Origin of the sequence: Pseudidiomarina mangrovi, from assembly GCF_003999375.1 — a bacterium.
In the GTDB taxonomy this organism is placed as follows: domain Bacteria; phylum Pseudomonadota; class Gammaproteobacteria; order Enterobacterales; family Alteromonadaceae; genus Pseudidiomarina; species Pseudidiomarina mangrovi.
In genome coordinates this window covers 38,270-59,857 of record NZ_RJLC01000012.1, presented here as the reverse complement: position 1 = coordinate 59,857, position 21,588 = coordinate 38,270, and the positions used below count along the sequence as shown (strand labels likewise).

The 21,588-nt window shown below is 51.6% G+C and carries 17 protein-coding genes; 8 read left to right on the top strand and 9 right to left on the bottom strand.

Going from position 1 to position 21,588, the window contains the following annotated elements:
- Positions 1-75 precede the first annotated feature (75 nt).
- Entirely contained in the window at positions 76-1,050 is a 975-nt protein-coding gene (gene cysB / locus EFO84_RS05440; protein WP_127347053.1) for an HTH-type transcriptional regulator CysB, read from the top strand.
- 3 nt (positions 1,051-1,053) lie between these two features.
- On the opposite strand, the gene EFO84_RS05435 is transcribed toward cysB, so the two are convergent.
- The 3 genes from EFO84_RS05435 to pabB are packed head-to-tail and all read right to left on the bottom strand — an operon-like array spanning position 1,054 to position 4,334.
- Positions 1,054-2,427 (bottom strand): L-serine ammonia-lyase, encoded by a 1,374-nt coding sequence (locus EFO84_RS05435; protein ID WP_127347052.1) that lies wholly within the window; start codon positions 2,425-2,427, stop codon positions 1,054-1,056.
- 6 nt (positions 2,428-2,433) lie between these two features.
- Complete coding sequence (locus tag EFO84_RS05430; protein ID WP_127347051.1) at positions 2,434-3,030, bottom strand: CoA pyrophosphatase; 597 nt, start codon at positions 3,028-3,030, stop codon at positions 2,434-2,436.
- Entirely contained in the window at positions 3,027-4,334 is a 1,308-nt protein-coding gene (pabB, locus tag EFO84_RS05425; RefSeq protein WP_240642648.1) for an aminodeoxychorismate synthase component I, read from the bottom strand. The genes EFO84_RS05430 and pabB overlap by 4 nt, the downstream gene beginning before the upstream one ends.
- Before the next feature lie 154 nt (positions 4,335-4,488).
- Here pabB and EFO84_RS05420 point away from each other — a divergent pair, with 154 nt between their 5' ends.
- A complete protein-coding gene (locus tag EFO84_RS05420) occupies positions 4,489-5,991 on the top strand; it encodes a fumarate hydratase (protein ID WP_127347049.1) in 1,503 nt (500 codons plus the stop codon).
- Between the two features lie 30 nt (positions 5,992-6,021).
- Positions 6,022-7,380 (top strand): DNA recombination protein RmuC, encoded by a 1,359-nt coding sequence (locus EFO84_RS05415; RefSeq protein ID WP_127347048.1) that lies wholly within the window; start codon positions 6,022-6,024, stop codon positions 7,378-7,380.
- Here the strand turns inward: EFO84_RS05415 and rimO are convergent.
- From rimO to cysZ, 3 genes are all read right to left on the bottom strand, one after another.
- On the bottom strand, positions 7,377-8,738 hold the full coding sequence (rimO, locus tag EFO84_RS05410) for a 30S ribosomal protein S12 methylthiotransferase RimO (protein WP_127347047.1): 1,362 nt from the start codon (positions 8,736-8,738) through the stop codon (positions 7,377-7,379). The genes EFO84_RS05415 and rimO overlap by 4 nt on opposite strands.
- Before the next feature lie 73 nt (positions 8,739-8,811).
- Positions 8,812-9,648, bottom strand: coding sequence for a hypothetical protein (locus EFO84_RS05405; protein WP_127347046.1), 837 nt, complete (start codon positions 9,646-9,648; stop codon positions 8,812-8,814).
- Between the two features lie 18 nt (positions 9,649-9,666).
- The gene (gene cysZ, locus EFO84_RS05400) at positions 9,667-10,428 is read right to left on the bottom strand and encodes a sulfate transporter CysZ (protein ID WP_127347045.1); all 762 of its coding nucleotides are present in this window, start codon (positions 10,426-10,428) and stop codon (positions 9,667-9,669) included.
- Between the two features lie 74 nt (positions 10,429-10,502).
- On the opposite strand from cysZ, the gene smc reads away from it, so the two are divergent.
- From smc to ligA, 3 genes are read left to right on the top strand one after another with little or no spacing between them, the layout of a single operon-like run.
- The gene (gene smc / locus EFO84_RS05395) at positions 10,503-13,979 is read left to right on the top strand and encodes a chromosome segregation protein SMC (protein WP_127347044.1); all 3,477 of its coding nucleotides are present in this window, start codon (positions 10,503-10,505) and stop codon (positions 13,977-13,979) included.
- Positions 13,980-13,997: 18 nt separating this feature from the next.
- Positions 13,998-14,906: a cell division protein ZipA gene (gene zipA, locus EFO84_RS05390; protein ID WP_127347043.1), complete on the top strand. Its 909-nt coding sequence runs from the start codon at positions 13,998-14,000 to the stop codon at positions 14,904-14,906.
- 16 nt (positions 14,907-14,922) lie between these two features.
- Positions 14,923-16,938 carry an NAD-dependent DNA ligase LigA gene (ligA, locus tag EFO84_RS05385; RefSeq protein ID WP_127347042.1) on the top strand — a complete coding sequence of 672 codons (2,016 nt, stop codon included), beginning with the start codon at positions 14,923-14,925 and terminating at the stop codon, positions 16,936-16,938.
- 10 nt (positions 16,939-16,948) lie between these two features.
- Here ligA and EFO84_RS05380 read toward each other — a convergent pair whose 3' ends face one another.
- Positions 16,949-18,595 carry a lytic transglycosylase gene (locus EFO84_RS05380; RefSeq protein ID WP_127347041.1) on the bottom strand — a complete coding sequence of 549 codons (1,647 nt, stop codon included), beginning with the start codon at positions 18,593-18,595 and terminating at the stop codon, positions 16,949-16,951.
- Between the two features lie 58 nt (positions 18,596-18,653).
- Complete coding sequence (gene gloB / locus EFO84_RS05375; protein ID WP_127347040.1) at positions 18,654-19,370, bottom strand: hydroxyacylglutathione hydrolase; 717 nt, start codon at positions 19,368-19,370, stop codon at positions 18,654-18,656.
- 45 nt (positions 19,371-19,415) lie between these two features.
- On the opposite strand from gloB, the gene EFO84_RS05370 reads away from it, so the two are divergent.
- On the top strand, positions 19,416-20,156 hold the full coding sequence (locus tag EFO84_RS05370; protein WP_164742384.1) for a class I SAM-dependent methyltransferase: 741 nt from the start codon (positions 19,416-19,418) through the stop codon (positions 20,154-20,156).
- On the opposite strand, the gene rnhA is transcribed toward EFO84_RS05370, so the two are convergent.
- Positions 20,153-20,626, bottom strand: coding sequence for a ribonuclease HI (gene rnhA, locus EFO84_RS05365; RefSeq protein WP_127347038.1), 474 nt, complete (start codon positions 20,624-20,626; stop codon positions 20,153-20,155). The genes EFO84_RS05370 and rnhA overlap by 4 nt on opposite strands.
- An 80-nt stretch (positions 20,627-20,706) precedes the next feature.
- On the opposite strand from rnhA, the gene dnaQ reads away from it, so the two are divergent.
- Positions 20,707-21,402, top strand: a complete 696-nt coding sequence (dnaQ, locus tag EFO84_RS05360) for a DNA polymerase III subunit epsilon (RefSeq protein ID WP_127347037.1) — start codon at positions 20,707-20,709, stop codon at positions 21,400-21,402.
- The last annotated feature ends 186 nt before the right edge of the window (positions 21,403-21,588 follow it).

Genomic DNA, 21,588 nt, shown 5'->3' with positions numbered 1-21,588 from the left:
CTCAATTTTAAACTTGGAATAAATAGGGATCGTGTTATATATTTTTCTTATAAGTAATTCCGCAAAGGTCGCCCTATGAAATTACAGCAGTTGCGTTACATCGTTGAAGTATTAAATCACAATTTAAATGTCTCATCGACCGCTGAGAGTCTATTTACCTCACAGCCTGGTATCAGCAAGCAAGTGCGGATGCTTGAAGACGAGCTTGGGGTGCAGATTTTTGCTCGCAGTGGTAAGCACTTAACCCAAGTGACGCCAGCTGGTGAAGAGGTCATTGCCATTGCCAATCAAATTTTAGCGCAAGTGGATGCCATCAAAGCGGTAGCGGCTGAGTACAATCAACCCGAGCAAGGGCGGCTCAGTATTGCCACCACACACACCCAAGCGCGATACGTGTTACCAACCGTTATTACCGCGTTTAAGCAGCGCTATCCGAAAGTTACTTTACATATGCATCAAGGCTCGCCTGAACATATTAGTGAAGCTACCGCCAAAGGCCGCGCCGACTTTGCCATAGCCACCGAAGCCTTGCATTTGTACCAAGACTTAGTGATGTTGCCGTGTTATCACTGGAATCGTTCGATCATTGTGCCACGGGGTCACCCCTTAGCGAGTGCCGCCAAAATAACCATCGCCGACTTAGCGAAACATCCTATCGTGACCTATGTTCATGGTTTTACCGGCCGCTCAGAGCTGGATAAGGCTTTTAATCGCGCCGGCCTCAAACCCAATGTGGTGTTCACCGCCACTGATGCCGATGTCATTAAAACCTATGTCAAAATGGGCTTAGGGGTAGGCGTGATTGCGACGATGGCTTACGACCAAGTTAGTGATGCTGACTTAGTAGCGATACCTGCTGAGCACTTATTTGCTGCCAGCACGACCAAGATAGGCTTCCGCAAAGGCTCGTTTTTACGTAGTTATATGTATGATTTTATTGAAGGATTTGCGCCGCATTTGACCCGCTCACGGGTGGAGCAAGCGATGGCATGTCGTACTCAAGATGATGTCGATGCCCTGTTTAAGGGCATCGACTTACCACTGTGGTAACCCTTAACATTCGATAATGTTCACCGCGAGACCGCCACGAGCGGTCTCTTTATATTTACTTTTCATATCATTACCGGTATCCCACATGGTTTTGATGACTTTGTCGAGCGACACTTTGTGATCACCAGAACCACGTAAAGCGAGCCGTGCAGCATTAATTGCTTTAATGGCACCCATGGCATTACGCTCGATACAGGGCACTTGAACCAAGCCACCAACTGGGTCACAGGTAAGGCCCAGATTGTGTTCCATACCGATTTCGGCAGCATTTTCAACGTGGCTGGCGCTGCCTCCCATCAATTCAGCCAGAGCACCGGCGGCCATCGAACAGGCTACGCCAACTTCACCTTGGCAACCTACTTCAGCGCCAGATATGGAGGCGTTTTTCTTATACAAAATGCCTATTGCTGCAGCGGTCAGTAAAAACCGCACTACCGCTTCTTCGTCGAGCGGCGCAATATAACGGTCGGCATATTTCATCACCGCCGGAATAATACCCGCCGCACCGTTGGTTGGTGCAGTGACCACACGGCCGCCTGCGGCGTTTTCTTCGTTCACCGCTAGGGCAAATAAATTGACCCAGTCCATAGCCTGCATTGGGTCACTGGTTTTTTCATTGCGTAAGCGCTGATATAACCCTGGGGCGCGGCGCTGTACGCGTAAACCACCCGGCAATATACCTTCGGTAGCGATACCACGGCTGATGCAGCTATCCATGGTGTTCCAAATATGCATCAGACCACTGCGGATCTCAGCTTCACTACGAAACACTTTTTCGTTGGCGAGCATCACTGAGCTCATGCGTTTACCGTGCTCTTTACAGTGTTTGAGTAAGTCATTGCAGCTATCAAATGGGAACGGAATGGGCTTGCTCGACTGCTCAATAGCTTCTTCGAGGTTGTCATCGAAATCAGCATCGCGCACGATAAAACCGCCACCAATCGAGTAGTACAGGTCGCGGTAGACTACCTCTCCTTGGCGCAGCAGCCGCAGCTCCATAGCGTTGGCATGGCGTGGCATAGTTTTACGACGATGGAAGATAATCGCGCCTTCCCGCGGGAAGGGCACATTGTATTGCCCTAATAAGGCTAATTGCTCGCTATCATGTGTGCTTTGCAGAAATTGATCGACCATCGTGGTATCAACGGTCTCTGGGCTTTCACCGGCTAACCCGAGAATCACTGCTTTACCGGTACCATGGCCTTTACCGGTCTGGCCAAGTGAGCCAAATAGCTCAACTTCAATGGCATCAATGCTGGTTAGGGCAATAGCCTTGTCAGCGGCGAGTAAAAATTCCTTGGCGGCACGCATAGGGCCTACTGTGTGGGAACTGGATGGGCCAATACCTACTTTAAATATGTCAAAAACACTGATCATAGCGACTCATTCATTTAGTGGCTGATAGAACCGGCAATATTCGGGATGGATATGGTCGGCTAATTCACGCAGCATGCCTGCGGTTGCGCCCCAAATATTGCGTTGCTGATAGGGTATGAAGTATACCCGATCGTAGATAAAACGCTGTAGCTTATACGCGTAGTGATGGCGCTGATGCAATACATGTTTCAACGGAACTGTAAATATTTCAGCAACTTCAGACTGCTGCGGTCGCAGCGGCGCGCGTGGTGTGACCAGTGCCACAAAGGGCCGGACGATGAAATTACTGATTACTGGGTAGTCTTGTAGCTGGCCGATCAGTTGCACGTCAGCAGGGTTTAGACCAATTTCTTCTTGAGCTTCGCGCAATGCGGTGTGTAGCAAGTCGTGATCATCTGGCTCTTGGCTGCCGCCAGGAAAGCTAATTTGCCCAGCATGGTGGCGCAGGCCAGCTTGGCGTTGAGTCAAAATCACCTGCAGCTCACCGTCTTGCTCCAGCAAGGCGATCAGCACCGCAGCTGGACGCATGCGTTTGAGCAGCGGGCGGGTCACTAAAGGGCGCTGATGAAAATGAAAGCGCCGAATAAATTCATCACGGGTCATGATAGCTCGGCCAATAAGGGGACTATTTTGGCGACTTTGTCGAGGGTTTCCTGATACTCGCTGGCGCCCTCAGAGTCAGCCACAATGCCACCGCCAGCCCAGCAGTACAACTGTTGTTGTTGCGCGACGAGGGTACGAATGGCGATGCTGCTGTCGGCCGCACCATGCTTGGAAAAGTAGGCCAAACTGCCGCAATAATAACTGCGCCGATGTGGTTCGAGTTCATCAATAATTTCCATGGCGCGGATCTTTGGCGCGCCAGTAATGGAGCCACCGGGAAAGCACGCCGCGATTAAATCAAGGGCATTGTGTTGTGGGGTCAATTGCCCGGTTACCGTGCTGACTAAGTGATGCACCGCCGGATAACTTTCGATGGCAAACAACTTGGGTACCGTGACACTGCCAGGTTGGCAACAGCGGCTTAAATCATTGCGCAATAGATCCACAATCATCACATTTTCGGCGCGATCTTTACTGGAATGCGCCAATTGTTCGGCATTGGCTTGGTCTTGCTGAGGGTCGCTGCTGCGCGGACGGGTGCCTTTAATCGGCTTGGTCTCGACCAGTCCAATGGCCGATACGTGTAAAAAGCGCTCCGGTGAATGGGACAGCAGAGCGCCGTGATCGAGGCGGAAAAACCCTGAGAACGGGGCGTTGTTATGTTGCCGTAAGCGCAAGTAAGCCTGCCATGGGTCGCCACGATAGCTGGCGGAAAATCGTTGCGCCAGATTAATTTGATAGCAGTCGCCAGCCTGTAAATAGGCTTGAATTCGCGCAAAACGTTGCTGGTAATCGGTCGCCGAAAGGTTACTTTGCCAAGCACTAGTAAGGGTGAATTCCAGCTGATGGTTGGTGCTGGCGGGGCTTAACCAAAACTGTTCGAGCTCGGGCAATTGCTCAGTCTCTGCTAACAGCCAAGTCACGCCGTCCTGACGCCGACGAATCAATGCTTGATGATAAACCCCAACGGCTAAATCGGGCAGCTCAATATCGGCTTGTGCATGGCTTGGTAACTGCTCCAGGGCACGCCCAGCATCGTAACTAAAGGCACCAGCGAGGCCACCTTGAAACGGAACCTCGGCAGGGCCTTGATAGCTGGGAACGCCTGCTAGAGCAGCCTGCAGCTGCTGTGGCCAGGCCTGACTTTGGGTGATCACGGCAACCGGTTGACGAAAGATAAAATCATAGCGACCATGCGGATGGTCACAGCTATCCAGCAGCAATGCCCAGGGCTCCTGTGCGCAACGCGCAAACAGCTCAGCAAAAGGGCTATGCAAGGGGATTTCAATGGCAGTTAGAGTCACCGCAATTCCTCAGCCAAAACTTCTAAAAACAACGTGCCAGAAGCATAGCATAACTGGTCAGTGAAGGTGCAAACCGTTATCATAGCGGCACTGAGTCAATTCAATTGTCCGTTCAATTGTTTGTTCAATTGTCCAACCAATTTTTGAGGTAACTATGGCCATTATCCGTCAGGCTGACTTTATCGCCAGTATTGAAGACGCGTTGCAGTACATTTCTTATTACCATCCGCTGGATTTTGTGCAAGCGCTGGAAAAAGCCTATCACCTAGAACAAAGTGAGGCCGCTAAGAATGCGATTGCGCAAGTGCTGACCAACTCGCGCATGTCGGCCCAAGGGCATCGACCGATCTGCCAAGATACCGGCATAGTCACCTGTTTCGTTAAAATTGGTATGGCGGTGCAATGGGACAAAACCGATATGACGGTGCAACAAATGGTTGATGAGGGCACTCGTCGCGCCTATCTGAATGCCGATAACCCGTTGCGCGCCTCAATTGTGGCTGATCCGGCGGGTAGTCGCAAAAACACTGGCGATAATACCCCAGCAGTAGTCCATATCGATATGGTGCCAGGTGACCATGTTGAAGTGATGATTGCGGCCAAGGGCGGCGGCTCCGAGAATAAATCGAAAATGGTGATGCTTAACCCCAGCGATAACATTGCTGATTGGGTGGTTGAAACCATGCCGAAGTTGGGCGCTGGCTGGTGTCCGCCAGGCATGATTGGTTTGGGTATTGGTGGCACTGCTGAAAAATCTGCAGTATTAGCCAAAGAGTCACTGATGGACCCAGTAGATATTCATGAGCTGATTGCCCGTGGTGCAGAAACGGCGGAAGAAAAACTACGCTTAGAAATTTATGAGCGGGTCAATAAACTAGGTATTGGCGCTCAAGGCCTCGGTGGTGTTACCACGGTGATGGATGTCAAAATCAAGTCAGTCCCGACCCACGCAGCGTCGAAGCCGGTGACCTTGATCCCGAACTGTGCCGCCACTCGCCACGTGCATTTCCACCTTGATGGCAGTGGCCCTGCTGATCTGCAGCCACCGAAGTTAGAAGACTGGCCGGATATCACCTTTGAACTCGGTGACAACGTGCGCCGGGTGAACCTCGATACCATTACCCAAGCCGACATTGAAACGTGGAAAACCGGTGAAACGGTGCTGTTGAATGGTAAGTTATTGACCGGTCGTGACGCCGCACACAAACGCATTAAAGACATGCTCGATGCCGGCCAAGAGCTGCCAGTGGATTTTCGCAACAAGTTTATTTATTACGTGGGCCCGGTCGACCCGGTCGGTGATGAGGTGGTAGGACCAGCTGGGCCAACCACTGCGACACGCATGGACAAGTTCACTGATATGATGTTGGACCAAACCGGGATTCTCGGCATGATCGGTAAAGCCGAGCGCGGCCCAGCCACGGTTGCCAGTATCAAGCAGCATAAAGCAGTGTATCTGATGGCGGTGGGTGGAGCTGCCTATTTGGTCGCCAAAGCCATCAAGAAAGCCAAAGTAGTGGGCTTTGCGGACCTTGGTATGGAAGCTATTTATGAGTTTGAGGTGGAAGACATGCCGGTTACCGTTGCGGTGGATAGCAGCGGTGCCAATGCGCATGAAATTGGCCCGGCTATTTGGAAAGTTAAGCTAAACGGCTAACGTAAACCAGTACTAGAAGAGGGAACGCTGATGTCACTTGCGCTATGGCAGATTGCAATCGGGCTGAGCATAAGCTTAGCGCTTGGTGCGGTGATTGGCTTGCTGCTGGGTCTGCGCCTTGGTGGTCGCCAGCAACAGCAACTACAGGCGCAAGCCGAACAACATCAGCTGTCCGCTCGGCAGCAACTCGAGCAGCGTTTGCTGCAGAGCGAACAGGCCCTCACCGACCTGCAAAGCCGCTATCAGCAGCTGCAAAATAGCTACACCGAAGCACAAGTTACCCTACGTGAAAGCCTCAAAGCAGCCGATGAGAAGCAAGCCATCTTAGTCGCCAGTGAAGAGCGCCTGAAGCAAGAGTTTGAGCGCTTAGCGCAGCAAATTTTTGAGCAAAAATCAGAGCGCTTACAGCAAGCCAGTAAGCAAAGTTTGGAGCATACCCTGGCGCCGTTTAAACAACAGCTTGATGCCTTTAAGTTACAAGTCACCCAGCAACATACTGAAGAACTGAAGCAGCGTGAGCAGCTCAACACACAAGTGTCGATGCTGCGCGATTTGAATAAGCAAATGGCTGCTGAAGCGGAAGCTCTGACGCGCGCCTTAAAAGGCGATACCAAAGCGCAGGGCAACTGGGGTGAAGTGGTGCTTGAACGTATTCTGACCCAGTCGGGGCTGCGCGAGGGCTATGAGTACGACACCCAAAGTCATCATCGTGATGAAGACGGTAAAGCCTTCAAGCCTGACGTCATCGTGCATCTACCTCACGATAAAGACGTCGTAGTGGATTCGAAAGTGTCGTTGGTGGCGTACGAGCGTTATTTTAATAGCAGTGATGATGAGCAACGCGAACAAGCGCTGGCTGAACATGTGCTATCGCTGCGTAATCACATTAAAGGCTTAGGCAAAAAGAACTATCAGCAACTAGATAGTGTGCGCACCCTCGATTATGTGCTGCTATTTATTCCTATTGAGCCGGCCTTTTTGTTGGCGGTTGACCGTGACCCAGAACTGATTGGTTTAGCGCTTGATAACAACATCATGTTAGTGAGCCCGACCAACTTAATGGTGGCGCTGCGCACGGTATATAATATTTGGCAGTACGAATATCAGAATCAAAATGCCCAACGTATCGCCTCAGATGCGGCTAAGCTCTACGATAAGTTTGTTGGCTTTTTAGATGACTTGCAGAAGGTCGGTAATGCCCTTGATGGCGCGCGCAAGCACTATGACGGCGCATTGAATAAGTTATCGACCGGTAAGGGCAATTTGGTGACGCGGGTTGAGAACTTCCGCAAACTCGGGGTGCAAGCGGCAAAACGCATTGACCCCAAATTACTGCACGATGACAACGACGATAGCGACGACGCCGACAGTGATACGGTTGGCAACTAACTGGTGCGAACCACTGAACCCCACAAATCATATTCGTCTGCGTGTTCAATCTGCACCATCACTTGGTCACCTGGTTTAACGGCGGTTTCACCGTTTAAGTAGACTAAACCGTCAATTTCTGGTGCATCAGCATAACTGCGGCCAATCGCTCCTTCTTCATCGACTTCATCAATCAATACCTGCAGGGTACGACCCACTTTGGCTTGCAAGCGTTTGGCGCTGATTTCTTGCTGCACTTGCATGAAGCGTTCGTAGCGTTGTTGTTTAACGGCTTCTGGTACCGGGTCAGGTAATTCATTGGCGGCGGCACCGTCAACCGGCGAGTAGGCAAAGCAACCGACCCGATCGAGCTCTGCATCACGCAAGAATTGCAGCAATTCCTCAAATTCTTCCTCAGTTTCACCGGGGAAGCCGACAATAAAGGTGCTGCGAATAGTCAAATCGGGGCAAATAGACCGCCAGCTACGGATGCGCTCAAGGGTACGCTCGGCTGAGCCTGGGCGTTTCATCAATCGCAAAATGCGCTTATTGGCATGCTGCATGGGGATATCGAGGTAGGGCAGGATCTTACCTGCCGCCATCAACGGAATCACATCATCGACTGATGGATACGGGTAAACATAGTGTAAGCGCACCCAAACCCCGAGCTCGCCCAGTGCTTCACACAGGCCCAGCATACTGGTTTTAACCGGTTTACCGTCGCTGAAACCGAGTTTATGTTTCACATCAACGCCATAAGCACTGGTATCTTGTGAAATCACTAATAACTCTTTAACCCCCGCGTTGACGAGGCGGCGCGCTTCATCAATGACGTTGCCAATAGGGCGGCTATCTAAGTCACCGCGCATTGATGGAATGATACAAAAGGTGCAGCGGTGGTTGCAGCCTTCGGAGATTTTCAGGTAGGCAAAGTGCCGCGGTGTCAGTTTAACGCCGGTATCGGGTACCAAATTGGTAAACGGAATTGATGCCGGCTTAGGTAAATGCTCATGCACATGCCCCATAACCGCTTCGTACGAATGCGGGCCAGTAATCGCCAGTACATTCGGGTGCACTTCTCTGATCTCGTTATCTTTTGCGCCCAAGCAGCCAGTGACAATCACTTTGCCGTTTTCAGCTAAGGCCTCACCAATGGCATCCAGTGACTCTTGCACGGCGCTATCAATAAAGCCGCAGGTATTGACGATGACCATGTCAGCATTATCGTAACTATTGGATATTTCGTACCCTTCGGTGCGCAACTGGGTCAAGATCCGTTCTGAATCCACTAGGTTTTTAGGGCAACCCAGGCTAACAAAGCCAATACGATGGCTGCTTTCAGGGCTGGTTGGATTCGGTTGGTAGGTCTCTACGCTCATGCATGCACTCAATCAGATCAGTAAAAAGGGCTTAAGGCTGCATAGTATAGCGCTGCTCGCTAGGGCGCGGCAATTACTCCTGTGTTTCGGTGAGTTTTGGTCGGGTTGGTAACCACCGATCAAGCGCATGAATAAACTCGGGATCATAGCGAATTTCATCAATACGTTGGTTGAGTAAGCCGATTACTTGACGCCCCCACGGGTTATCGGTGCATGCCATCGCGCCCGCCAGCTGCTGCTGATAATTTTGTTCAATCGGGACAAATTGAAATTCGCCTTGATGGGCAGCGGCAAAGTAATCCATGACAAACGGATAATCGATGGTGTAATCAACGCGTCCGCTAGCAATCATGGCGAACATGCTGGCGGTACCGTGGTCACCGGTCAATACCGTGGTATTTAAATCACTAAGAACATGTTCGGTAACCAACGGCTGTAAGATGCCATAGCCGCGACCGGCTGGTTGCACAAAACGGTACTTAGCGGCTTGACTCAAGGCGGCTAAATTGAGCGGATTGCCAAATTCAGCAATCATACTAGCGGCTGTTGTTGAGCGCGTGATAATGCCATGGGGAGGATAATTATGCGTAATCTTGGTATGAATGATTTCTGATTGCGGTTGCTTGCTATGAATCATGCAGGGGAAGCACAAGTTTTGATTATTCTGCCAGAGCATTTCAACCCGCAAGTTGGGTAAATATTGTACCTCATGGGTTAATTCTGGCGTCGCTCGAATGGCAGCGGCGACTAATTTTTCGCAGAAGCCTTGACCACGCTCAGGCCCAGCGGCCATATGAAAAGGCGGTGCTTCATTGAGAGCCCACAGTACCGTCTTTGTTTCAGCTTGACTGACTTGTGAGATATTGGCGAAGGCCAGTGTTATGACTGTGGTAAGGGTATTCAGCATCATCCCTAACGCTCCAAGCGATTATTTTATCGGCGTTGAATTAGCATAACGGGGTTGATGAAAATGATCTACCCATAACGCACTGGCTCCGCATACCGCCACCGGCATAATTAATAGGTTCACTAAGGGCAGACTGGCGAGGAGCGCAATGGTTAAGCCAAAGGTCAGGCTTTTACCGCGTTGTTGGGCCAATGAACGCCGCATTTGTCGAAATGAAATATGTTGGTTATCAAATGGATAGTCGAGATATTGAATGGTCATCATCCAGCCGCTGAAGAGCAACCATAGTACTTGCCCGACCACTGGCAGCAGCAATGCCAACAGCCCGACAATGAGTAGCCGCGGCAGTAAATACAGCAGCTTTTGCAATTCACGGCTAAGTACCCGCGGTAATTCTTTCAGTAACCCGAGCGCCGTCATAGCTCGCGGTGGTAGGCCACTGCGACGAAACACCACTTGCTCGGCTAACAGACTATTAAATGGTGCGGCAATAATAGTAGCGAGGGTGGTAAAGCTCAGTGCAAACACCAGAATAATAGTGATCACCAGCAGCGGCCACAGCAGCCATTCTAAGAACTGCAAATAGCTCGGCAACATGGTCATGATAGCAGCGACCCATTCAGGCGCTGATTGCACAACCCAAACCACACCAGCACTAAATAGCACTAAGTTAATCAGTAATGGCATCAGGGCGTAACGGCGAAGACCTTTTTGCCACATGATGTGCCAACCATAGATCAGATAATCTGGAGCAAAGTTACTTTGCGAGGTGGTGGTAGGCATATTCACATTCCTGCATTATCTGTTATTGTGGCAAGCATTATAACGATGACAACTAGCGATCGTACAATTCTGTTATGCGCTTAAAATACATCAAGTTGGTCGGCTTTAAATCTTTTGTTGACCCAACCAAAGTACCATTTCCACATCAAATGACCTGCGTTGTTGGGCCGAATGGCTGTGGCAAATCCAACGTCATTGACGCGGTACGTTGGGTATTGGGCGAGAGTTCGGCCAAAAACCTCCGTGGCGATGCCATGACTGATGTTATTTTCAACGGCTCCAGCGCGCGTAAACCGGTGTCGCAGGCTAGTGTCGAGCTGGTCTTTGACAACAGCGCCGGGCGTATTCAAGGTGAGTTTGCCGATTATGCCGAAATCTCGGTCAAACGCCAGGTAACCCGTGACGGCCAGTCCAACTATTTCCTCAATAATAGTAAATGTCGGCGCCGCGATATCACCGATTTGTTTCTTGGAACCGGTCTTGGTCCGCGTAGTTACGCCATTATTGAACAGGGCATGATTTCGCGTCTGATTGAGTCTAAGCCGCAAGAATTGCGGGTTTTTATTGAAGAAGCTGCGGGTATTTCGAAATATAAAGAGCGGCGACGCGAGACTGAAACCCGTATGCAGCATACCCGCGATAACCTGGATCGGCTGAACGATGTGCGTCAAGAGTTAGGCAGCCAACTGGATAAACTGCTGCGCCAAGCTGCCGCAGCGCGGCGTTACAAAGAACTGAAGGCCCAGGAGCGCCAGTATAAGGCGCAATTGCAAGCGTTGCGCTGGCTAGCTCATGAACAACATGCGCAGCAACTGCGAAGTCAGCTGGCTGAGCACCAGAATGAATTGGAAAAGTGGCAAGCGCAGCAGCGGGGAAGCGAGCGCGGCAGCATTGAACTGCGTGAGCAAGTGGCTACTGCTAAGCAACAACTTGACCAGGTACAACAGCAGTATTACCAACTGGGTAACCAAATCACCCGCTTTGAAGCGCAACTGCAGCAGGGGCAGCAGCAATTGAGCCAACGCCAACAGCGCTTGCAGCAAGTTCAGCATGAGCTTGAACAACTGGCGCAGACGCAGCAGCAGGACCAACAGCAAGCCGAAGAATTGGAGTGGCAACAGCAGCAATTGCAGCCCGATTACCACGAGGCTGAGCAGCAAGCACTGTTGGTGGCTGAGCAAGTGGAACAGGTCGAGCAGGAATACCTTGCTTGGCAAGATGATTATCAGCAATTTTTACAGCTGCAACAGCAGGCTCAGCAGGGCGTGCAACAGGTGCAATTACAGCAACAACAGCTTGGTTTGCAATTGCGCCAATGTGATCACGAGCAGGATTCCCTAAGCCACGAATTGGAGCAACTGCAACAGCAACTCATGCAGCTGGATAACAGCGATTTTGCCGCCCAAGTGAGTTCCAGTGAAGCGGCATTAGCGCACACTGAACAACAATTTGAGCAGCAACAACAGCAATTACATGACTGGCAACAGCACAGCGAACAGCTGCAACAACAACGTGATGAACAACAAACCGAGCGTCAGCAACTGCAGGGCCGTATCAGTTCGCTGCAACAACTATTAGCCGCCAGTCAGGCCGCCAGCTGGCCTGAAGCAGTAGCTACGTGGTTAGCCCAACAAGGGCTGAAAAGTAGTGGTCAAGTGCGGCACTTGTTGCAGATCAACACGGCTTGGCAATTGGCCGCAGAGCAAATTTTGGCGCCGTGGCTGTCGGCGTGGGTACTGGCGGAGCCGCCAACCGACTGGCCATTGCAACTGGGCGCACGGTTGGTGCTGTTGCAGTCACAGCCAGCGCCACAAGGTTCATTAGCTGAGCAGGTTGCGGCGCCATTGCAACAGTGGCCGTTGCTACAACAGATTGGCTTAGCCGCTTGCCAGCAGCAGGCTCAGCAGCTGCTTGCCAGTGGTCAATGGCACTTGGTATTAACGCCGCAAGGTCAGCTATGGTCGGCGGCCGGCTATCAAGCCGCAGCGATTGCAGCTGCCGATAGTGAATTACAGCAGCAACAAAGTTTGCAGCACTGCCAATCAGAGCTGGAACAAGTGAGTCAAACCCTGGCGCAGCTAGACCAGCAGCACCAGCAGTTGCGGCAGCAATGTCAGCAGTGCCAGCAACAACTGGCCGAGCAACGGCCACAATTGCATGAGCAACAGGCCCAGCACCGCGTGTTATTGCAACAGCAACAATGGCAGTTACAGCAACACCAGCAGCTGCAGCAGCGGGTTGAACAGTTGCAACAGCGTCAGCAGCAGCTGCTGCAGCAGCAAACGCAACTCAATGACCAGCTGGAGGCTTCGCAGCAGCAGCTAACGGAGGCGCAACACCAGCTTGACCAATATATTGATGATGGCAGTTGGCAGCAGCGTCGCACTGAACTACAGCAGCAACGTCAGCGCCTGCGCGAGCAGCAGCAACTGCAGCAACAGCAGCTGCAACAATTGCAGCAATTGCGTCAGCAGCGGCAGGCGCAAATACAACAACTGCAGGTGTTACAGCAACGCAGTCAGCAACAAGCGCAGCAATTAACCCAACAACTTGAACAATTACGCCAACCTGACGTCGAATTACAGGAACAGCAGGAACTTACCGCGCTGCAACTACACGAACATATAGAACAGCGCGCCGAGGTAGACGAACTACGGCGCAGTTTGAGCAATCAGGTCAGTGAACTGGAGCAGCAGTTGCGTGACTTGAGTAGTGGTGCGCAATCGGTGGATAGTCAGCTCGAGCGAGCGCGCAACAAGGTGCAGAGTGTACAGTTAGAATTGGCGGCGCTACAGGAGCGCAGCCGCACTGTGTTGGCGGTGCTGCAGGACATGCAGCAGCCGCTCAAGCCGGTACTCGAGAGTTTGCCCGAAGCGGCCAATGAGAAGGCTTGGCAGGTGGAGCTTGAGCGCTTACAAGGGGCGATTTCTCGGCTGGGGGCGATTAACTTGGCAGCGATTGACGAAGCTGACGTATTGGCTGAGCGCAAAGATTACCTTGATCAGCAACATACTGATTTATCGGCTTCTTTAGAAACCCTCGAAAGCGCGATTCGGACCATCGATAAAGAAACTCGGCAGCGCTTCAAAACTACCTTTGACGCGGTAAATGAGGGCTTGCAGGAGCTATTTCCAAAAGTGTTTGGCGGCGGCAGCGCTTATTTAGATTTAACCGATACAGATTTGCTCGAAACCGGTGTCACTATTATGGCGCGGCCACCCGGTAAGAAAAATAGTACAATTCATTTGCTTTCTGGTGGTGAAAAGGCGTTGACCGCTTTATCATTGGTGTTTGCAATTTTTCGCTTAAATCCGGCACCATTTTGTTTGTTAGATGAAGTGGATGCGCCACTGGATGACGCCAACGTCGGGCGTTTTTGCCGGTTGGTTGAAGAAATGTCGGCAAGCGTGCAATTCATCTACATTAGTCATAACAAAGTGGCCATGGAGATGGCCTCTCATTTGGCCGGTGTAACCATGCAAGAACCTGGGGTGTCGCGGTTAGTTGCCGTTGATATCGATGCAGCTGTGGCGCTGACCGAAGCGTCCTAAAACAATGGATAGCCTCACATGAGTACGATGCAAATAGTGTTCAGTATCATCGGTTTTGTTGCAATCGTGGCAATTGTCGGCCATGGCATGTGGACGTTACGCAAGAACGAACAGCGGCAGCGCCAACGCGCCAAAGATATGGAATTAAAACGCCAGCAGGTCACCAGTTTAGATGACGGCGTGGGTGAAGTACGGGTGATTGCCAAACGAACGTCAGCAACCCCTAGTCAGGCTGCAGAGGCTGATCCAATAGCGGTCAAGATTGACGCCGATAGCGCTGAGCTGGAGGTGCCCTCCATGAGTGTACCCGCGGATGAGCGTCGAACCATTAGCCCTGAAACTAAGCCGAACACAATATCTAACACAGTATCGAACACAGTATCGAACACAGCGCCGAGTAAGGCCGACAAGGCAGCAAGTAAAGCCGAGCAGGCGCCACCGGCACAACAAAGTATGGATTTACCGGTTGAGCGGGGCGCCGATGAGCCGCTGCTCAATGACGCCCCTGATGAAGTGATCGTGCTGCATGTGGTCGGTGAGCTCCAAGGCACTATTCTGCTGCAGCAAATGACCGAGCTAGGCTTCAAGTTTGGTGAGTTTGATATCTTCCACCGCCATGTTGATACCGCCGGAAACGGCCCGGTGCTATTTAGTTTAGCCAATATGTTCAACCCCGGCAGTTTTGATATAGAACAGATTGAAACCTTTCAAACCGATGGTGTTGCACTGTTTTTAGCCTTACCGATCAAGAGTAATTCATTACAAGCCTTCACCATGATGCACAATGCCGCGGTGAAGCTTAGCAATGCCATTGGAAAAGGGCAGGTGTTGGATGAACATCGCAACCCCTTGACCCGCCAAGCGCTGCAGCATATTCATCAACGTATTCGCGAGTATGAACGCAAGCGTTTGATTCGCCATTCTTAGTGGAGTTGTCGTCACGATGTCTGATTTATTTGTCGCAGCAAGGGTGGCTGAGCTGCGCGAATTGCTCACCCGTTACAATCAAGAATACTACGAGCTGGACCAACCCTCGGTACCCGATGCTGAGTATGATCGGTTGTTTCGCGAGTTACAGCAGCTGGAACAACAGCATCCGTCATTGCGTAGTCATAGTTCACCAACGCAAAAAGTAGGTGGTAAAGCGCTGAGCGCATTCACCCAAGTTGAGCATGAAACGCCGATGTTGTCGCTCGATAATGCCTTTGCCGACAGCGAATTTGACGCATTTGTTGAACGTATTGGTAGTCGTTTAGATACTGATCAAGCTATCGCCTTTTGCTGCGAGCCGAAGCTCGACGGTGCCGCGGTGAGTTTGCTATACGAGCGCGGTGAATTGGTTCGTGGGGCGACGCGTGGCGACGGTCAAACCGGCGAAGATATCACTGAAAATGTGCGTACTATTCGCAATTTACCGCTGCAATTGCAGGGCGATTTTCCACAACGCCTTGAAGTGCGTGGTGAAGTGTTTATGCCAGTGCACGCGTTTAACCAATACAATGAGCAAGCTCTGGCAAACGGTGACAAAGTGTTCGCGAACCCACGCAATGCTGCCGCCGGTAGTTTACGACAACTCGATTCCAGCATTACCGCCAAGCGGCCGCTGCATTTTTATGCCTATGGCATGGGAAGTGTCAGTGCCGATGCACAATTAGCTGACAGCCATTACCAACGTTTGCAACAACTCAAGCAGTGGGGTTTGCCGATCAGTGATGAAGTGCAGCGGGTGGCATCAGCCAGCGAATGCCAGGGCTACTATCGCGATATTCTCGACCGTCGTCAGCAGCTACGCTATGAAATTGATGGCGTGGTGTTAAAAGTCGATGCGCTGAAATTACAGGCTGATTTAGGTTTCGTTGCGCGGGCGCCGCGCTGGGCAATCGCTTGGAAATTCCCAGCCCAAGAAGAACTGACACAGTTGCTCGGAGTTGATTTTCAAGTCGGTCGTACCGGTGCCATTACTCCCGTAGCACGGCTGGCGCCGGTGGCCGTGGCAGGCGTAGTGGTCGCAAATGCCACCTTGCATAATGCCGATGAAATTGCCCGGCTGCAGGTTAAAATTGGCGACACCGTGGTGATACGTCGGGCTGGTGATGTGATCCCCCAGGTGGTAAGTGTGGTGCTAGAGCGCCGCCCTGATGATGCCAGTGCTATTGAGTTTCCTAGCCATTGCCCTGAGTGTGGCTCGCATGTTGAGCGGGCTGAGGGCGAGGCAGTGGCTCGCTGTACCGGCGGCTTAATTTGCGCCGCGCAACGCAAAGAGGCGTTAAAACATTTTGCCGCGCGTAAGGCGATGGATATCGACGGTCTAGGCGACAAATTAATTGAGCAATTGGTCGATAAGCAATGGCTGAAGTCACCGGCTGATCTGTATCGGTTGACTGCCCGCGAACTTGCCTATTTGCCGCGGATGGGACAAAAATCAGCAGATAACATTGTTGCTGCTATCGCCAACAGCAAGCAAACCACCTTGCCACGATTTTTATACGCCCTGGGTATTCGTGAAGTTGGCGAGGCCACGGCACTCAATTTAGCGCAACACTTCACCAATTTGCCGGCTTTACAGCAGGCAGATATGGCGCAGTTAGAACAGGTGCCAGATGTTGGCCAGGTGGTGGCCAGCCATATTTACCAATTTTTCCGTGAACCACACAATCAACAGATCATTGCCGAGCTACTGGAATTAGGTATCGAGTGGCCAGAAATTATTGCCGCCAGTGCGCAAACCGCAACCCTTGCGGGGCACACTTACGTGCTCACCGGTACTTTGCTGAGCATGACGCGTGATGAAGCTAAACAAGCGCTGCAAGCACGCGGCGCGAAAGTGGCGGGTAGTGTATCGGCTAAGACCACGGCGGTGATTGCCGGCGACAATGCCGGCTCAAAACTGGCCAAAGCTGAGCAACTCGGCGTAGCGGTTCTCAGCGAGGATGATTTGGCGCGTCTTATCGCCGATTAACTCTCGCGTATTAACTCTGCGAATTGATGCGGGTCACGTCGATGTATAACTTCAGCCGCTGACCCGGCTGCAAGTAATTATTGCGACTGATTTGATTCCACTTTTCAATATCGGTGATGGTGACATTATAGCGGCTGGCAATGCGTGCCAGTGAGTCGCCAGCACGCACTTGATACTGGATGCTGCGCATTACTGCGCCTTCTGTGCGCTGTTGCGGTAACCAAACCACTAACTGCTTGCCGGGCCGCAGTGGGTCGGTCGGTGCCATGCCATTCCAGCTCGCCAGTGAACGCAGATTGACATTGTATTTGCGGCTGATATCCCACAGTGTGTCGCCGGATACTACCTTATGCTCTATTTTGAACTGGCCGCGTTCGGTGGCCTGGGTGGTCGCCAAGCGCTGGTCTGCTGATAGGCTGTAGTCATCTAAATCGCGGGTCGCGACAGGGATCAGCAGAAAGTCGCCGGCGCGAATTAAATTACCGCTAATGGCATTGGCGCTGCGAATGGCATCAACCGTAGTGTGATATTGTTTCGCAATCACCAATAAACTCTCACCCGATTTCACCTTGTGCCGTGTCCATTGCACAAATTCACGCTGATCGGCGGTACTTAGCCATTGTTGTAACTGCTCAGCGTTAGCGAGCGGTAATAGCAAGCGATGCGGACCTTCGGGATCTGTAGCCCAGCGGTTGTAGCCAGAGTTGTAATGGTGTAGCTGTTTTAAAGTCAGCCCGGCATGTTCGGCGGCAGTGGCTAAATCAATTTGGCTTGCCACTTCTATCACCGCCAAGTAGGGTTTGTTGTCAATGGCGGTCCAGCTGTATTGATACTGCTCATGGTGCTTCAAAATATCGGCCAAAGCGAGCAACTTCGGCACATAAGCGCGGGTTTCGCGAGGCAAGCTTAAGGACCAGAAATCGGTTGGCTTGCCAGCCCGAGCATTGGCGCGAATAGCGCGTTCTACACGGCCTTCACCGGAATTGTAGGCGGCTAGTGCGTGCAGCCAGTCACCGTCAAAACGCTTTTGCAGCGCATCGAGATAATCTAAGGCGGCATGGGTGCTAGCGAGTACATCGCGGCGCCCGTCATACCACCAATTAATATCAAGACCATAATGCCGCGCTGTACCCGGAATAAATTGCCAAATACCGGCGGCGCGACCGTGAGAATAGGCAAACGGGTCGAAGGCACTTTCGACAATAGGCAATAAGGCCAATTCTAGTGGCATGTTACGCCGTTCAATTTCTTCCACAATTAAATGCATAAACGGCGCCGCACGTTTGGCCACGCGTTCCATGTAGGCCGGATTACGCAAGTACCAATCACGTTGTGAAATAAGCCGTTGTTGTTCGGGCGCATCAAAGGTTAGTTGCCGCTGAATACGGACCCATAAGTCGGCTTCTTGTTGCGGAGTGAGAGCTGCTAATTCGGGTTGTAGCTCTGCGCCCAACGCGGCCACTAATTCGGGCGCTGTGACGGTCAGTTCAGTGTCATCAGTCTCCCCGGTTAGACTGTCGTTATTCTCTGCGTTACCTAAATCAGCCACTACTTTGGCCTCCGGGTGAGCGCTTTCGCTCTCGGCGCTGTGCGGCTGAGTGAGTTGGCAGGCTGATAACAGTACAGCGCTGGTGGCGACAATAAACCATCGAATCATCTATTCATTCCTATGAGCTACATCATGTTAGCGGTAATTATTCGCGCAGTTTACGTGTTTAAAAGCGGTCTTTCCACTCTCGCAAGCGGCGGAACTCCGCCACTGATTGCGCTCGTAAGAACGGATTAATGGCAAGTTCATCGGCCAAACGACTGGGTAACGACGGCAACCCTTGCTCGCGTAACTGCTGCACTCGTTGCTGGGCGTCACGTACCGCTTGGTTATCCGGCATAGCTGCTGCGGCAAAACGTAAATTGGCTAAACTATATTCATGTGCTGCATAGACGCTGGTCGCGGCTGGGAGTTCAGTGAATAAACGTAAAGACTGATGAAATTGTTCCGGGCTGCCTTCAAACATCCGCCCGCAGCCGGCGAGAAAGAGCGTGTCACCACAAAACAACGCATCATGCCCAACATAACTAATGTGATCTAAGGTATGACCCGGTGTTGCTAACACCTGCAACTGTATATCCAGTTCACCTAAGCGAAGGGTATCGCCATGCTGGAGCGGCTCGGTGATACCGCTAAATGGCGATGTTGCTGGGCCATAAACGGGGCATTGCCATTGCGCTACCAACTCGGCAATGCCATCGGTGTGATCCCAATGATGATGCGTCACCAGTATCGCCGCCAGTTGGCACTGCTGCTGTGCCAGCCACTGTTGACAAGGGGCTGCAGCACCTGGGTCAACTAACACCACCTGGTGCGGATGCTTCGCTGGCTGAATAGCCCAAATGTAGTTATCATCGAATGCAGCTATTGCAGTTATACGCATAAGGCCCCTTGGCGTTCTCAACCACTGAGTGAGTTGTTCGTTATTATGATGATTAAACCGGCGCTTCGGCAGTTGATTCCTGCTGCACCGCAACACTGGAGCCAGCTGCCTCACGGTCACTGGCTACGACAGCAAGTGAGCCAAGCCCTGGCGCCACATTGTAGTAAAATTTTTGGCTATCACTTGGCCCGTGTAGGGGCGTTGGCAGCCGATTTAACCTTGCCTGAATTGCGGGTTAAACACCAGTTTAGTATCAATTCGCAAGCACCTGCCGAGGTTATCACTGATTTGCACCATTGGCCATTTGCCGAGCACAGTCTGGACGCCGTGTTACTGGTCAATCAACTTGAATTCGATACCGACCCACACCAATTATTACGTGAAGCCACGCACAGTTTGATTGCCGATGGTTATTTGTTGGTGGTGGGTATGAACCCCATCAGCCCAGCGTTGCTGACTGGTATTTGGCCAGGCCGTATTGATAGCTACCCTTGGAATGGGCGCTATTTTACCCGCGCCCGAGTTAGCGATTGGTTATCACTGTTAAATTACCAACTGATTGCTAGCGAATATATCGCGCCAAGTTTACTGATTGATGCGCTACCCAACCCTAGTGCGGGGCTGACGCGGATAAACCGGCTGTTACCGCAGCTCGGTAGCATGTACGTATTGGTGGCGCGTAAGCGCCAGTATCCGTTAACCGTGGTGCGCCAGCGTCGTGCGCTGAAAACCAATCATAGTGCCACGCTACCGGTAGCGAGTAGCCACGGGGTAGGGCTGGACTAACTCTCAGCCTGATAGCCTTGGTCGACGGTAGCTGGTGATTGCTCTGCGGCTTGCCGCGCTAGCACATCACAGCGCTCGTTTTGCGGGTGCCCGGCATGTCCTTTAACCCAATCCCAGCGAATACTATGGGGTGTGGTTGCGGCCAACAAGCGCTGCCATAAGTCAGCATTTTTAACCGGCTTTTTTGCTGCAGTACGCCAGCCATTGCGTTGCCAGCCTTTGATCCAGCTGGTGATGCCTTGGCGCATATATTCACTATCTGAGGTCACCACTACGCTGCATGGGCGTTTCAGCGCCTCTAAGCCGACAATAACCGCTAGCAGCTCCATGCGATTATTCGTGGTTAAGCGAAATCCAGCTGACAGCTCTTTATGCACGCTGCCATATTCAATAATGACCCCATAGCCACCTGGCCCAGGATTACCAAGGCATGAACCATCGGTATAAATATGTACGACTTTCTCTGACATTTGACTGCAGTATCCGTTGAATCATCTGACCTGATCGGTGAAGATAAGCTACACCATCGCAGCCAGTCGAACAATGTCCCATGAATCAACATCGTCAAATTGTACTTGATACTGAAACCACCGGATTAGACCCGGCGCAAGGGCATCGCATCATTGAAATTGGTGCGGTGGAGCTGATTGGGCGCAAGTTAACCGGCAATACCTTTCATGTGTACTTGAACCCGCAGCGTTTGGTCGAGCAAGAAGCCATTGCGGTGCATGGTATCAGTAACGAGTTTTTGCAAGACAAGCCGGTATTTGCTCAAGTGGCTGATAAATTCATCGATTTTATCGAAGGCGCCGAATTAGTCATTCACAATGCCGCGTTTGACGTGGGTTTTATGGACCATGAGTTCAAGCGCTGGCGAGCCGATGCGGCGCTGACCCACGAGATATGCAAGGTACTCGATACCTTGAAACTAGCGCGGGACCTGCGCCCAGGGCAAAAAAATAACCTCGACGCCTTGTGTCGAGCATTCGGAATTGATAACTCTAACCGTAATTTTCACGGTGCATTACTCGATGCTGAATTATTAGCCGATGTGTATTTAGCTATGACTGGTGGCCAAACCAAGTTAGCGTTAGCCAGTCACAGCGCCAATCAAAGCGGCGCCAGCCATAACGGTTGGACACCTATCACTCAGAAGCCCACATTACGCGTTATTCGGGCCGATGACCAAGAGCAGCAAGCCCATGCCGAACGCTTGAAAATCATCCAACAAGCACTTTGGCAGTAGCCTTTTGTTCACAATTCAAGCAAACGAAGTAAATACTGCAAAAAAAGGTTGACGGCAATCAGGCGCGCTCGTAATATTCGCACCGCACTGCAGGCCACCTTACCATTTGGCCTGTTTTGGACACTGCGGAGCGGTAGTTCAGTTGGTTAGAATACCGGCCTGTCACGCCGGGGGTCGCGGGTTCGA